Genomic DNA, 13202 nt, shown 5'->3' on the forward strand with positions numbered 1-13202 from the left:
GCACGTCATGTCCCGGGTTCGTCCTGTTCGCCTCGGTCTCGCCGTCGTGACCCTCGGTGCGGTGGCCCTGGCCACCGCCTGCAGCGGCTCCAGCACGGCCCCGAGCGCCGCCGGCTCCTCCGCCGGCGCTGACGCCGCCTACAGCGATCGCGGCCCGATCACCTTCGCGCGGGCGAAGGACAACTCCGGCTACGCGCCGAAGGAGGTGGCGGCCTGGAACAAGGAGCACCCGGACGAGCAGGTCACCCTCCTCGACCTCCCGGACAGCGCCGACCAGCAGCGCCAGCAGATCATCCAGGGCCAGCAGGTGAAGGCCGACACCATGACGGTCGTCACCACCGACGTGGTCTGGACCGCGGAGTTCGCGGCCAAGGGCTACGTCGACGAGCTGCCCGCCGACGCGTTCGACCTGAGCGGCTACCTGCCCGCGACGGTGAAGTCGGCCACCTACTTCGACAAGCTCTACGGGGTCCCCGGCGACTCCAACGGCGGGCTGCTCTACTACCGCAGCGACCTGCTCGAGAAGGCCGGCGTCGAGCCGCCGACCACGTGGGCCGAGATGAAGGCGGCCTGCGCCGCCGTCGCGAAGCTGCCCGAGGCTGACGGCGTCGACTGCTACGGCGGCCAGTTCGACAAGTACGAGGGCCTGACGGTCGCGTTCGCCGAGGCCGTCGACTCCTCGGGCGGCAGCATCATCGGTGCCGACGGGCAGCCGACGGTCGACACCCCCGAGGCGGCGGCCGGGCTCGGGTTCCTGGCCGACTCCTTCGCCGACGGGACGATCCCCAAGGGGGCGATCACCTGGAAGGAGGAGGAGAGCCGGCAGGCGTTCCAGTCCGGCAAGCTCGTCTTCCTGCGGAACTGGCCCTACGTCTACGGCCTCGCCGGGAAGACCGACGGCTCGTCGGAGGTGGCCGGCAAGTTCGACGTCGCCCCGCTGCCCGGCCTGGACGGACCCGGCACCTCCAGCCTCGGCGGCCTGAACTTCGCGATCACCAAGTACGGCAAGAACAAGGCGACCGCCGTCGACTTCATCACGTTCCTCTCCTCGGCCGAGGAGCAGAAGCAGAGGGCGCTGGCCTCGGCCAACCCGCCGGTGCTGGAGTCGCTGTACGCGGATCCCGACATGGTGGCGAAGTTCCCCTACCTGCCGACGCTGAAGGACTCGATCGCCCAGGCCGAGCCCCTCCCCCAGGCCGTGCAGTACGGCGACGTGACCATCGCCGTCCAGGACGCCGTCTACGGCACCCTCAACGGGCAGACGCAGGCCGACGCCGCCCTCACGACCCTGCAGGGCAAGCTCACGGAGCTGGTCCGGTGACCCGCGTCCACGAGCAGCCTCGGCAGCAGCTGGTCTACGGCTGCATGGGTCTCGGCGGCAGCTGGGACCCCACCCCGTACGACCGGCACGACGTGGCCGTGGCCGAGGCGGCGGTCGGTGCGGCGCTGGAGATCGGCATCCGCACCTTCGACCACGCCGACATCTACCGCTCCGGCAAGGCCGAGAGCGTGTTCGGGGAGATCCTGCACGGCGACCCCGGCCTGCGGGACACGATCACGGTGCAGACCAAGTGCGGGATCCGGGTGGGCGAGTCCGGGCTGGGCGTGCACTACGACCTGCGCCCGGCCTCCATCGTGGAGCGGGTCCGGGCGAGCGTCGGGCGGCTGCAGGTCGACCACGTCGACACCCTGCTGCTGCACCGGCCCGACCCGCTGGCCCGGCCGGAGCAGGTCGCCGAGGCCCTGACGTCGCTGCACGCCGAGGGCCTGGTCCGCAGCGTCGGCGTGTCCAACATGTCCGCGGCGCAGATGGCGGCCCTGCAACGCCACCTCGACCTGCCGCTGGTGGTCAACCAGCTCGAGCTGAGCCTGGCCAAGCGGGACTGGGTGGAGTCCGAGGTGCTGGTGAACGGCGACCAGGCCATCGCCCACGACTTCCCAGCGGGGACCCTCGAGCACTGCGCGCAGGAGGGGGTGTCCGTGCAGTCCTGGGGTGCCCTCGCGCGAGGCGCCTACTCCGGCGCGGACCTCAGCGCGGCGAGCCCGGCGGACCGGGCCACCGCCGAGCTCGTCACCGCCCTCGCGGGCACGTACGGCACCACGGCCGAGGCGGTGGTCCTCGGCTGGCTCACCAAGCACCCGGCGGCGGTCAGCCCTGTCGTCGGGACGACGGACCCCGCCCGCATCCGCGCCTGCGCCGACGCCCTCGCCGTGGGCGATCGGCTGACCCAGGTCGACTGGTACCGCCTCTTCGCGACCGCGCGGGGACAGGACGTCCCCTGACGTCGGTGGCCGGCACCCGTCGGTGCCGGCCCACCTGACCCGGGGCGGGCGCTCGGCGTGAACGCCCGGTTTGGTCGGCGAGCGCCTCCTCGGCGAGGCTGGGGCCGGGACGGAGGCCGTCGGCGCGCGGTGCTGACCGGGGCACCGGCCTCCCGAGCACCCGCACCGAACCCTCGACAGGACGGCCCTGATGGCGACGCCTCGCACCCTCCCGACGTCCTCCGCGGTCGGCGGCCTAGGGCGGTGGCAGGCGGGCCTGATGACCGCCTTCGCCGGCACCGGCGTCGGGGTGGCGACCTGGGTGACCCGGACGCCGGCCATCCGCGACGCGCTGGGCGCGACCACCGCCGAGATGGGCCTGGTCATCGCCGGGCTCTCCGTCGGCTCCATCCTCGGCATCAGCCTGGGCGGCCTGCTCGTCGCCCGCCGCGGGGCCCGGTTCGTCGTCGTCGGCGGGATGACCGCGATCGTGGCCGGCATGGTGGTCATCGCCGTCGGCGCCGCCACCGGGCAGAGCCTCGTCGTCGCCACCGGTCTGGCCTTCTTCGGCTACGGCATGGGCTCGGGGGAGATCGGCAACAACGTCTCCGGCGTCGAGCTCGAGGTGTCCGTCGGTCGCAGCGTCGTGCCGACCCTGCACGGCTGCTTCAGCCTGGGGACGGTGGTCGGCGCCCTCGCCGGGCTCGTCGCGAACCACGTGGCCCTCCCCGTCGCCGCCCACCTGGGGCTGGCCGCCGCCCTCGTCGGCGCGGGCACCGTCTGGCTGAGCCGGCAGGTCCCGGCCGGGACGGGACGCGTCGAGCGCGGAGCGCCGGGCGCCGACGACCAGCCCGCGGGGGAGCCGGAGCCGCGGTTCGCCTGGCTGGATGCGCGGTTGGTGGGGCTCGGCGTCATCATCCTCGGGATGGCCCTCGCCGAGGGCTCGGCGAGCGACTGGCTGCCGTTGATCGTCGTCGACGGGTACGGCTCGACCGCGGTGCTCGGCTCGGTGATCTACGCGTTCTTCGGGGCGGCCATGGCGCTGGGCCGGCTCTCCGGCGGCCGGCTCATCGACCGGTTCGGCCGGGCGCCGGTGATGCGGACCAGCTCGCTGGTCGCCGCGGCCGGCATCGGCGTCGTGGTGGTGGCACCGGACCTGGTGGTCGCCGCGGCCGGCGTCCTGCTCTGGGGGCTCGGTGCCTCGCTCGGCTTCCCCGTCGCGCTCTCGGCCGCCGGTGACGACCCGCGACACGCCGCCCGGCGGGCCACCGCCGTCGCGACCGCCGGGTACGCCGCCTTCCTGGTCGGCCCGCCGGTCCTCGGCCTGCTCGGCGAGCACGTCGGTCTCCGCGACGCGATGGTCGTCGTGCTCGTCGCCGTGCTCGCGACCACATTCGCGGCGGGGGCCGTGCGGCCGCGTCCGGCCCCGGTCGAGCCGCTCGGCTGAGCGCTCAGGGCAGCGCCTGCTCGAGGTCCTCCAGCACCGACACCGCCACGTCGCAGGGGAAGCGGGCGTCCTCGCCGGTGCGCCGGCACGCCCGGCAGTGCAGCCGGGTGCTGCCGTCGGGCGGCGCGCTGGTCGCGGGGTCGTGCCCGTGCAGGATGACGCTGAGAGCCCGGATGAGGTGCTCGCCCGCGACCAGGGCCCCGCGCAGCGCCGCGTTGCGGCGGCGGACGTAGTCCCGCTGCTCGGCGGTGCCGACGCTCTCGACCAGCTGGAGCTGGGAGTGCACGGGTCCGTCCGCCCGGTCAGCGGGGAGGACCGGCGTCGTGCTGACGTCCTCCAGGCCCATCGACCAGCCGGGGAACCGCCGGTGCTCGGTGGTGTCGGTCCAGATGGTCAGCAGGCCGTGGTGACGGGGGTCGCGGAGGATGCGGCCGTAGAGCCGGCGCACGACGGACTCCTCGCCCTCCAGCAGCTGCATGACGTCGCCGTCGCGGACGACGAGGACCCCGGTGACGTCCAGCTCGGCGTTCCGGCGCCGGCACTGGTCGAGGAGGGCGGCGAGCTCCGGGTCCGACAGACCCCAACGCATGGTGCTGAGGTACACCAGAGTGAAAACCACCTCGGCACAGTAGGGCGGGACGGGCCGCCGCGGGCCGAATATTACGAGATTCAACTGATTTTGGTCAGGTGGCCGCTGCTCCGGGTCGTCCGGCGGCCACCCGGAAGACCGGCCAGCCGATCTCGGTGCGCCAGACCGAGGCTTCCGGGGTGTCCCGCGGACCGACCAGGTAGCTCTCGCGGACGGGTCCCGCCACCGCGAGCGCGTTGGCCACGACCCAGGCGCCGAGCTCGCCGTAGGTGACGTCGATGTCGTCGTGCGCGCCCTCGTGGGTCGCCACCGCGAGCTCGACGGCGGGCAGCTCGACGGGGTGCACCCGGCCGCGCTGCGGGGGCCGGGGCGTCGCCCGGTGCACGAGGACGTGCCCCCGGCCGGTCTCGAACAGGGCGTTGTCGTACAGGCCGCCGGGGGCGCCCGACGGCTCGGTCACCGCCGCGTCCAGCTCAGCCATCGCGCCGCTGTACCAGGAGAGGACGTCGTCGAGGTCCACGTCGCCCTGGACGGCGGCGACGGTGGTCGCCGCGACCGTCCGCAGCTCGACGGGGAGGGGCGCGAGCTCGGGGCGCAGCAGCCGGCGCAGCGACACCACCGCCGCCCGCGTGCGGTCCAGCTCGGCCTCCAGCCGCTGCAGGTGGTCGGCGACGAGGTCGGCCCGGGCACCCGGGTCGGGGGAGCGCACGATCCGGCGGACGTCGGCCAGCGGGACGTCGAGCTCGCGCAGCCGGTGGATGACCTGGGCCGTCGGGATCTGCTCCGGGCTGTAGGAGCGGTAGCCGGTGAACGGGTCGACGACGGCGGGGACCAGCAGGTCGGCGTCGTGGTAGCGGCGCAGCGTCCGCACGCTCAGGTGGGTCAGCCGGGAGAACTCGCCGATCGCCAGCATGCCGGCAGTCTGCACCCTCTCCCGGGGGGAGAGTCGTGTGCTGGACCCTCCCTCCGCGGGACGTCCCACGGTGGTCCCATGACCGCACAGACGATCGAGCCCACGCAGCTCCCCGCCACCATCCGCACCTACCTCACCGCGCACGCGGCCGGGGAGGCCGACGCCGCCGTCCGCGCCTTCGCCCCCGATGCCGTCGTCGTCGACGAGGGGAGGACCTTCCGCGGGACTGCCGAGGTGCTGGAGTTCCTCCGCCACGCCGGCGCCCAGTACCACTACACGACCGCGCTGGTCGGCGCCTCGCGCCTCGACGACGCGCAGTGGGTGGCCGTCAACCGCCTGGAGGGGGACTTCCCCGGCGGCGTCGCCGAGCTCGGCTACCGCTTCACCCTGGCCGACGACCTCATCACCGAGCTGGTCATCGCCCCCTGACCGGAACCGGTCCGGACGCCAGCCCCCGTCCAGCACTCGGCGCCGGGAAACCGCTGGGAGATCGCAGCCGTCGAGCGGGCGAGCGTGCGATCCGTCAGCGGTTCCCGCCGTCCGGGCTCAGCGCCGGCCGGAGGTGTAGTGCGCCAGGGCGTCCGCGGCGGTGAGCGTGCGGCCGTAGACGGCGACCTCGTCGACGGAGGCGGCGAGGAAGTTGCTCGTGGGGGCGCTGGGCCAGCCGGACAGGTTGTCGTAGCCGACGCGGAGGTAGCCGGGGAAGGACGTCGAGATGACGGCGGTCGAGCTGGCCACGGACACGCCGTCGACGTAGAGCTGGAGGCCTGAGGGTCCGGCGGTGGCCATCACGTGGTGCCAGGCTCCGTCGTTCACCGCGGCGGGGGAGGTCACCGTCGTCTTGGCCGCGTTGTTGACGCCGAAGACGACCCGCCCGGTGCCCGTCAGGTACAGCACCCGGTCCACCGAGGTCGAGGGGCCGAGGCTGGAGGCGCCCAGCGCGCTGACCAGGCCGCCCCGGTCGGTCGTGGTGCGCAGCCAGGCCTCGGTGCTGTAGGTGGTGCTCGAGCTGAGCGAGGTGGCGTAGGAGACGTAGCCGGTGGAGCCGTCGAAGGTGACGGCGGTCCCGGTGTCCCGCACGCAGGCGCCGGACACGCCGCGGGTGACGGTGCCGGTGTAGGTGCCGTTGCGGCCGTTGGCGCTGGAGTCGGTGGCCACGGTGCCGGAGGTCTCGTCGAGCTTGTAGTAGAAGCCGGGCGTGCTCGCGGTGTAGGCGGCGGCGCAGGTGAAGTACGGCGCGGTCGCGGCAGTGGCGTTCGTGTTGGTCAGCCGGGCGGTCAGCGCGGCCGTCGAGCCCGGGGTGGCCACGGCCAGCGCGCTGACCAGCAGCGTCAGCAGCAGGGTGCAGAGCTGGAGGGCGCGTCGGCGCTGGGGCGCGGGCACGGGCGGGGCCGGGGTCATCGGGTGGTGCGACCCGCCGGCCGCCCGGGGTCGGGGGAGAGCCCGACCGCGAGGGTCCACAGCAGGGGGAGCAGGCAGACGACGACCATCCCGACCAGCCACCAGCCGTGCAGCTCGGGGCTGCCGCTGACCAGCAGCGCCCCGCCGGGGCGGTCGGAGGCGACGAGGACGCTGCCCACCTCGCCGGCGTGCAGGTCGACGTAGTCGCCCGCCGTCCCGGTGATGCGGGTGGGCAGCAGGCCGCCCGAGGCGACGGTGGCGCGCGGGCCGTCCGGCGTGGTGACCACCGCGACCAGCACCGGGTGCACGAAGGGCCGGATGATGAGCGAGGTCACGGCGACGAGCACGCAGCTGCCGAGGACGCGGACGCTGGAGCGCCAGCGCAGCGGCACGTACCAGCCGGAGCCGACCACCAGGACGACGACGCCCAGCAGCAGCGTGGGCAGGGCGCGGACCAGCCAGCCGAGCCCGCGGTAGTGGCCCACCACCTCGCCGACCAGGGAGTCCTGGGTGACCGGGAACGGGTCGACGGCGCCGTTGACGTCGCCCTGCACCTGGAGGTTGCCGTCGGCCAGCACGGCGACGACGCGGTGGGTGACGAGGCTGCCGGGCAGGTTCGGGGGCCGGTAGGTGACGACGTCCCCGACCTCGAGCAGCGCCAGCGGGGCGGGCCGGGTCAGGATCAGCGTGCCGACCGGGGCGGCGGTGCCCATCGACGGCGTCTCGATGACGGCCCATCGACCGCCGCTCACCCGCCAGGCAGCCCCGGAGACGACCAGCAGCAGGCAGGCCAGCAGGGCGGCGACGACGGCGGCGGAGAGCAGCCCGCCGGGGCGGCGGAGCGGTACCGCGGGTGCGGCGAGAGCCATCGGTACCTCCTCGGCCGGGGGGTGGACGTGGGGCTCCCGGCCCCGACCGCTGGTCGGGACCGGGAGGGCGGGTCAGGAGGTGAAGGTCCAGACCAGCGGCTGGGAGGCGGCGAGACCCTGGTAGGTGTTGCCCGCGGCGGAGGCGAGCGTCACCGCGAAGGTGAAGGTGGCCGACGCCCCGGCCGCCACGGGCGACGTCAGGGTCAGGGCGCCGCCCGCGGCGAGGGTGGTCAGCGTCGAGCTCGCCGGGCTGATCGTCGTCGTGGTCGCGCCGACGGTCTGGGTGATGACCACGCCGAGCTTGGCGCAGAGGTCGGTCGCGCTGCCGGTGACCGCACCCGACTGGGTGCAGGTGCCCGGGGCCAGGGTGAAGGAGGCTGCCGGCGCGGTCCCGACGTTCTTGATCGTCACGGTCGTCGACACGGTCTGGCCGGGGACCATCGTCGTCGACCCGCCGTACTTGTTGATCGTGGCGCACGTCGCCGCGTTGTTGGTCACGTTGTTGCCGGAGCCGTCGGTGGACAGGCAGGTGGTGGTGCCGGCCGCGTTCTTCTCCTCCATGATCACCGTGCCGGCCGCCGCCGTGTTGACCGAGTTGGTGATCGAGGCGGTGAACGCCGCAAGGCTGGAGTTCATCGAGAGCGCCAGCACGACCACACCGAGCACGCCGGTCAGCAGGGCGACCAGGGTGAGGCGTCGGCGGGGGGCGCGGGCGGCGGGGACGGGGGAGAGGGACACGAGCGGGCTCCAGACGGGAGAGGTGGTGGACCGGGTCGCCGCCCCCGCGACAGCAGGAACGATATGGATCACGCGTGAGGTGGACAACGGTGTCAGCCCAAGTCGCGACGGTGGTCCCGAACATCCGGGACGAAGGTCCCGGCACGGCCGCGAACGCTTGACGGGCTCCCGGCGACGTGAGGGGATGCGGGGGTGCAGACCCCGCCCGTCGTGGCCGACCCGTCGGACGACGTCCTCGCCGACACCGCGACGCAGGACGCCCCGGCCGGCCGGCTGCGGCTGGACGACCAGCTCTGCTTCGCCCTCTACGCGGCGACCAACGAGATCGTCCGGGTCTACCGCCCGCTGCTCGCCGAGCTGGGCCTCACCTACCCGCAGTACCTGCTGATGATGGCGCTGTGGGAGCAGGACGACCAGCCGGTCACCGCGCTCGCCCGGACGCTGCACCTGCCCGCCCACGGGGTGCTGCCGGTCCTCACCCGCCTCGCGGAGGCCGGGCTCGTCTCCCGGCGCCCCGATCCCGTCGACCGACGGGTGACCCGGGTGACGCTCACGCCAGCCGGTGCCGCGCTCGAGGGCTCGGCCGCGGCAGCGCAGCGGGTGGTGGCCAGTCGGACCCGGCTGGCCCCCGACGCCTTCCGCGAGCTGCGCAGCGGGCTGCACGAGCTCTCGGCCGTCCTGCGCGGCTGACGGGCCAGGCCCAGGAGCCGACCGCTCAGGTGCTCGAGGAGTCCGCCGCCGGCTCCACGTCCGGGGTGCGCAGCACGGCGAACTCCACCGTGCGCCGCAGCGCGTAGCCCAGCTGCAGGTAGAGCTCGACCGCGCTCGTGTTGGCGGCCCCGGTGTGCAGGAAGGGCGTCTCCCCCCGCTGGCGGATCTCGTGCCCCACCGCGCGCACCAGCCGGGTGGCCAGCCCCTGGCGTCGGTGGTCGGGGTGGGTGCAGACGGCGCTGATCTCGGTCCAGCCCGGCGGGTGCAGCCGCTCGCCGGCCAGGGCGACCAGCCGGCCGTCGCGCCACAGGCCGAGGTAGCCCCCCAGCTCGTGGGTGCGGGGGCGGAAGGGTCCCGGCTCGGTGCGGGCCACCAGGTCGGCGGCCTCGAACGCCTCGGCCGCGCCGACGGGGGACGCCTCGGGGTCGGGGCCGGTGCGGTGGTCCGGCGTGGCCACCAGCTGGACGCCGGGGATGAGCGCCTCGACCGCCCAGCCCGCTGGGAGGCCGTCGACCAGACCGGGCGGGCCCGTCAGCAGCACGGTCTGCCCGGCGCCCTGGAGCCGGTGGAGGTCCGCCCACGACCGCGGGTCGCCGGGGTCGGCGAGCGCGCCGAAGGGGGAGAGGTCGGTCCGGTAGCGCCGCGCCCGCCCCTGCCCCTCGGCGAACCGGGCGTGCGGTCCGGTGAGCGAGGCCCAGGCCGCGCTGTCGAGCGGGTGGGGCGGTGCCGACGCGGCAGCGGTCGAGACCGGGGTGGGGGCGCTCACCCGGTCGGCAACGTGGACGTCGTCGCGTCTGTTCCGGCCCTCCCGGAGCCGGCTCGTCCGGACAGGAGGGGTGGCCGAGGGGCGTCCAGCGCCTGAGAAGCCTGTTCGGTCGGTGGACACCGCTCTAGTATTCCCTACTAAGTCTGCAGAGTTCAGGGGATGTGATGAGCGGAAGCGGTGGGCCGGGCGGGGAGCCCGTGGTGCTGGTGCTCGTGGGCCTGGGCCCGCGCGGCGCCGGGCTCCTGGAGCGGGTGGTCAGCAACGCCGCGGTGGAGAGCCGTCGGCCGGTGGAGGTCCACCTCGTCGACCCGTTCCCACCGGGAGGCGGCCGGGTGTGGCGCGACGCCCAGTCCGAGCTGCTCCGGCTCAACACCACCGCGGAGGACCTGACGGCCTTCGTCGACGCCAGCGTGACGATGGAGGGACCGGTGACGCCCGGCCCCTCCCTGGCGGACTGGTGCCGGACGGCGGGCGCGGGGCTCGCCGACCCCGCGCTGGTGTCAGAGGCGGCCGCCCTGGGCCCGCTCGACTTCCCGACGCGCCGGCTCGCCAGCGCCTACCTGGCTGCGGCCCTGGAGCGGACGCTGGCCCGGCTGCCCCCCTCGGTGACCGTCGTCACCCATGCCCGCCGGGCCGTCGACCTCCTCACGACCGGGACGGGGGAGCGCGACCTCGTCGTCCTCGACGACGGCACCCGGCTGGCCGCCGACGCCGTGGTGCTGCTGACCAGCCACGTCGACGTCCGGCCCGCCCCGCCGTTCGCGGCGCTGGCGGCGTTCGCCGACGCGCACGGGCTGACCTACGTCCCGCCGGGTTACGGCGGTGACCTGGACCTCGAGCTGCTGCGGCCCGGCCAGGACGTCCTGGCCCGCGGGTTCGGGCTGGGGTTCGTCGACCTCATGGTCCTGCTGACCGAGGGCCGGGGCGGCAAGTTCGTGGAGGACCCGGACGACGACGCGCCGGGCCGGCTGCGCTACGAGCCGTCGGGGGCCGAGCCGCGGCTGCTCGTCGGTTCACGGCGCGGTGTGCCGTACCACGCCAAGCCGATGTACCGGTTGCGCGCGGCCAAGCCGGAGCGGACCACCTTCTGCACCCCGGAGGCCGTCGCCGCCCTGCTGGAGCGCGGGCAGCCGATCACCTTCCTCCGCGACCTCTGGCCGCTGGTCGCCCTGGAGGTCACCTGGGCCTACCACGTCGAGCTGGCGCAGGGCCACCCCGAGCGGGTGGCCGTGCCCTGGCCGGAGTTCGCGGCCACCTTCGCGCGGCTCGCGCCCGACGCGACGGCGCTGCACGGCTGGCTCACCGCCGTCGTGCCCGACGCCCGCGACCGCCTCGACCTCGCCGCCCTCGACCGGCCGTTGGACGGGCTCCGGGTCGTGGACCGCGAGGAGCTGCGCCGGGTCGTCCGCCGTCACGTCCGCGACGACCTCGACCGGCGCCAGGACGTGCGGTTCAGCGCCGACCTCGGGGCCTTCCACGGGCTGCTCGCCGTGCTCCCCGTGATCGGGCCGGCCCTCGGGTCCCCGCTGATGGACCCGCGCTCGCTCGTCGAGGAGTTCACCGGCTGGTTCATGGGCTTCTTCAGCAGCTACGCCAGCGGTCCGCCGCCGGACCGGCTCGAGCAGTTCCTCGCCCTCGAGGAGGCCGGCGTCGTGCAGCTCGTCGGCCCCGGCCTGGAGGTCGCGGCGGACCCCGCGCGCCGCGTGTTCGTCGGCCGCTCGAGCGCGGTGCCCGGCGAGGTGACGGCTCGCGCCCTCCTCGAGGCGACCCTGCCGGCCTTCGACCTGGCCCGGGCCGACGACCCGCTGCTGGCGGCCCTGGCCGCCCGCGGCGAGGTCGCCAGCCAGGTCCTCACCGGCCCGGACGGGGTACGGCTCGACACCGGGCAGCTGGCCGTCGACGCCGGCCACCGCCTCCGCCGGGCCGACGGCACGACCTCCCCGCGCCGCTTCGCGCTCGGGATGCACACCACCGTGAAGTCGGCGGCCTTCGCCCGGCCCGGCAGCAACGGGCCGGTGCACCGCCACAACGACCAGGTGGCCCGGGCGCTCCTCGCGCTCGAGCCGCTCACCGCCGCCACCAGCGGCACCCCCGTCCACCGACCGCCCGACACCGACCAGCCCCCACGTCCAGGAGGACAGTGACATGCCCATCGAGTTCCTCGGCATCGGAGCCACCCACGACGGCTCCGAGACCACGCCCCGCTCCGGCGGCAGCTTCGACCCCGAGTACACCGTCCGGCTGGCCCGTGCCCACCAGGACCACGGCTGGGACCGCGTGCTGACAACCTACGGCTCGGGCTCGCCGGACCCGGCGCAGGCCGCGGCCCTGATCGCCGCCCGCACCGACACCCTGCAGGTCCTCGTGGCGCACCGGCCCAACCTGTCGATCCCCACCTTCGCGGCCAAGACCCTGGCCACCCTCGACCACATCTCCGGGGGCCGGACGACGGTGCACATGATCACCGGCGGCAGCGACCACGAGCAGCAGCGGGAGGGCGACTTCCTCCCCAAGGACGCCCGCTACGACCGGACCCGGGAGTACATCCAGATCCTCAAGCAGGTGTGGACCCGGCACGAGGCCTTCGACTTCTCGGGCGAGCACTACCGCTTCGCCGACTTCGTGGCCGACGTCTTCCCGGTCCAGCAGCCCCGGCCGCAGGTCAGCTTCGGCGGGTCCTCGGACGCGGCCTACGCCGTCGGCACGGCCGAGGCCGACATCTTCTGCCTGTGGGGCGAGCCGCTGGCCGACACCCGCGAGCAGATCGAGCGGGTCCGGCGCGAGGCGGCGGCCGCCGGCCGCGCGACGCCGCCCCGCATCCAGGTGGCGTTCCGGCCGATCCTCGCGCCCACCGAGGCGCAGGCGTGGGCCAAGGCCGAGGACGTCGTGCGCCGGATCGAGGCGCGCAAGGCCGGCGGCCAGCAGTTCCGGCTCGCCCCCGCGTCGCCGGAGAACACCGGCTCGCAGCGGCTGCTCGCCATCGCCGACCGCGGGGACCGGCACGACCGCATCCTCTACTCCGGGACGGCGAAGGCCACCGGCGGCGCCGGGAACTCCAACGCGCTGGTCGGCACCCCGGAGCAGGTCGCCGAGGCGCTCCTGGAGTACGTCGACCTCGGCGTGGACATCATCTCCGCGCGCGGCTACGACACCCTGCAGGACGCCGTCGACTTCGGCGACCAGGTGATCCCCCTCGTCCGCGCCGAGGTGGCCCGCCGGGAAGCCGTCGCCGCATGAGCGCCTCAGCACCCGGCCCGCGGGAGGGGCGCCGCCGCTCGCGCGGTGCCGCGGGGGACTGCGCCGCCTGGCTGGGCCCGCACGACCTCGCCGCCATGGTGGGGCTGGCGGCGGCGGCGTCCGGCGGGCAGGCCGGGGCGGCTCCGGTCGGGTCGCCGGCCGGCTCTGCCGCCGGCCCCAGCCCGACCGTGCTGGCCGCCCGGCTGTCGACCCTGCTCCGCTAGCAACTCCCCGTCGTCCCGCTGCTCGGGACACCTGTCCACCTGCCG

The 13202-nt window shown here is 74.9% G+C and carries 14 protein-coding genes; 8 read left to right on the plus strand and 6 right to left on the minus strand.

Annotation, left to right across the window (positions count from 1 at the left end):
• The first annotated feature begins 61 nt into the window (after positions 1-61).
• The 3 genes from JOF54_RS00140 (at position 62) to JOF54_RS00150 (ending at position 3709) form a co-directional block, all read left to right on the plus strand.
• Positions 62-1321: an ABC transporter substrate-binding protein gene (locus JOF54_RS00140; protein WP_307803680.1), complete on the plus strand. Its 1260-nt coding sequence runs from the start codon at positions 62-64 to the stop codon at positions 1319-1321.
• Positions 1318-2283, plus strand: a complete 966-nt coding sequence (locus JOF54_RS00145; RefSeq protein WP_210051842.1) for an aldo/keto reductase — start codon at positions 1318-1320, stop codon at positions 2281-2283. The genes JOF54_RS00140 and JOF54_RS00145 overlap by 4 nt, the downstream gene beginning before the upstream one ends.
• Before the next feature lie 259 nt (positions 2284-2542).
• The gene (locus JOF54_RS00150; RefSeq protein ID WP_210051844.1) at positions 2543-3709 is read left to right on the plus strand and encodes an MFS transporter; all 1167 of its coding nucleotides are present in this window, start codon (positions 2543-2545) and stop codon (positions 3707-3709) included.
• A 4-nt stretch (positions 3710-3713) separates the two neighbouring features.
• Here the strand turns inward: JOF54_RS00150 and JOF54_RS00155 are convergent, their stop codons facing one another.
• Both JOF54_RS00155 and JOF54_RS00160 read right to left on the minus strand, forming a co-directional pair.
• A complete protein-coding gene (locus JOF54_RS00155; protein ID WP_210051846.1) occupies positions 3714-4328 on the minus strand; it encodes a BLUF domain-containing protein in 615 nt (204 codons plus the stop codon).
• A 64-nt stretch (positions 4329-4392) separates the two neighbouring features.
• Complete coding sequence (locus JOF54_RS00160; RefSeq protein ID WP_210051848.1) at positions 4393-5211, minus strand: MerR family transcriptional regulator; 819 nt, start codon at positions 5209-5211, stop codon at positions 4393-4395.
• Positions 5212-5289: 78 nt separating this feature from the next.
• Between JOF54_RS00160 and JOF54_RS00165 the strand changes: the two genes are divergently transcribed.
• Complete coding sequence (locus JOF54_RS00165) at positions 5290-5640, plus strand: nuclear transport factor 2 family protein (protein ID WP_210051850.1); 351 nt, start codon at positions 5290-5292, stop codon at positions 5638-5640.
• Between the two features lie 117 nt (positions 5641-5757).
• On the opposite strand, the gene JOF54_RS00170 is transcribed toward JOF54_RS00165, so the two are convergent.
• From JOF54_RS00170 to JOF54_RS00180, 3 genes are all read right to left on the minus strand, one after another.
• Positions 5758-6612, minus strand: a complete 855-nt coding sequence (locus JOF54_RS00170; protein WP_210051853.1) for a LamG domain-containing protein — start codon at positions 6610-6612, stop codon at positions 5758-5760.
• Positions 6609-7481, minus strand: a complete 873-nt coding sequence (locus JOF54_RS00175; protein ID WP_210051855.1) for a S26 family signal peptidase — start codon at positions 7479-7481, stop codon at positions 6609-6611. Before JOF54_RS00175 ends, JOF54_RS00170 begins: the two co-directional genes overlap by 4 nt.
• Before the next feature lie 72 nt (positions 7482-7553).
• Positions 7554-8219, minus strand: coding sequence for a COG1361 family protein (locus tag JOF54_RS00180; RefSeq protein ID WP_210051856.1), 666 nt, complete (start codon positions 8217-8219; stop codon positions 7554-7556).
• Positions 8220-8411: 192 nt separating this feature from the next.
• On the opposite strand from JOF54_RS00180, the gene JOF54_RS20565 reads away from it, so the two are divergent.
• Entirely contained in the window at positions 8412-8909 is a 498-nt protein-coding gene (locus JOF54_RS20565; RefSeq protein ID WP_210051858.1) for a MarR family winged helix-turn-helix transcriptional regulator, read from the plus strand.
• A gap of 25 nt (positions 8910-8934) precedes the next feature.
• Here JOF54_RS20565 and JOF54_RS21680 read toward each other — a convergent pair whose 3' ends face one another.
• Entirely contained in the window at positions 8935-9696 is a 762-nt protein-coding gene (locus tag JOF54_RS21680; protein ID WP_210051861.1) for a GNAT family N-acetyltransferase, read from the minus strand.
• 164 nt (positions 9697-9860) lie between these two features.
• Between JOF54_RS21680 and JOF54_RS00195 the strand changes: the two genes are divergently transcribed.
• From JOF54_RS00195 to JOF54_RS00205, 3 genes are read left to right on the plus strand one after another with little or no spacing between them, the layout of a single operon-like run.
• A complete protein-coding gene (locus JOF54_RS00195; RefSeq protein WP_210051863.1) occupies positions 9861-11840 on the plus strand; it encodes an FAD/NAD(P)-binding protein in 1980 nt (659 codons plus the stop codon).
• A 1-nt stretch (position 11841) separates the two neighbouring features.
• A complete protein-coding gene (locus JOF54_RS00200) occupies positions 11842-12933 on the plus strand; it encodes an LLM class flavin-dependent oxidoreductase (protein ID WP_210051865.1) in 1092 nt (363 codons plus the stop codon).
• The gene (locus JOF54_RS00205) at positions 12930-13157 is read left to right on the plus strand and encodes a hypothetical protein (protein ID WP_210051867.1); all 228 of its coding nucleotides are present in this window, start codon (positions 12930-12932) and stop codon (positions 13155-13157) included. Before JOF54_RS00200 ends, JOF54_RS00205 begins: the two co-directional genes overlap by 4 nt.
• Positions 13158-13202 lie beyond the last annotated feature (45 nt).

The organism is Microlunatus capsulatus (genome assembly GCF_017876495.1).
GTDB classification, from domain to species: domain Bacteria; phylum Actinomycetota; class Actinomycetes; order Propionibacteriales; family Propionibacteriaceae; genus Microlunatus; species Microlunatus capsulatus.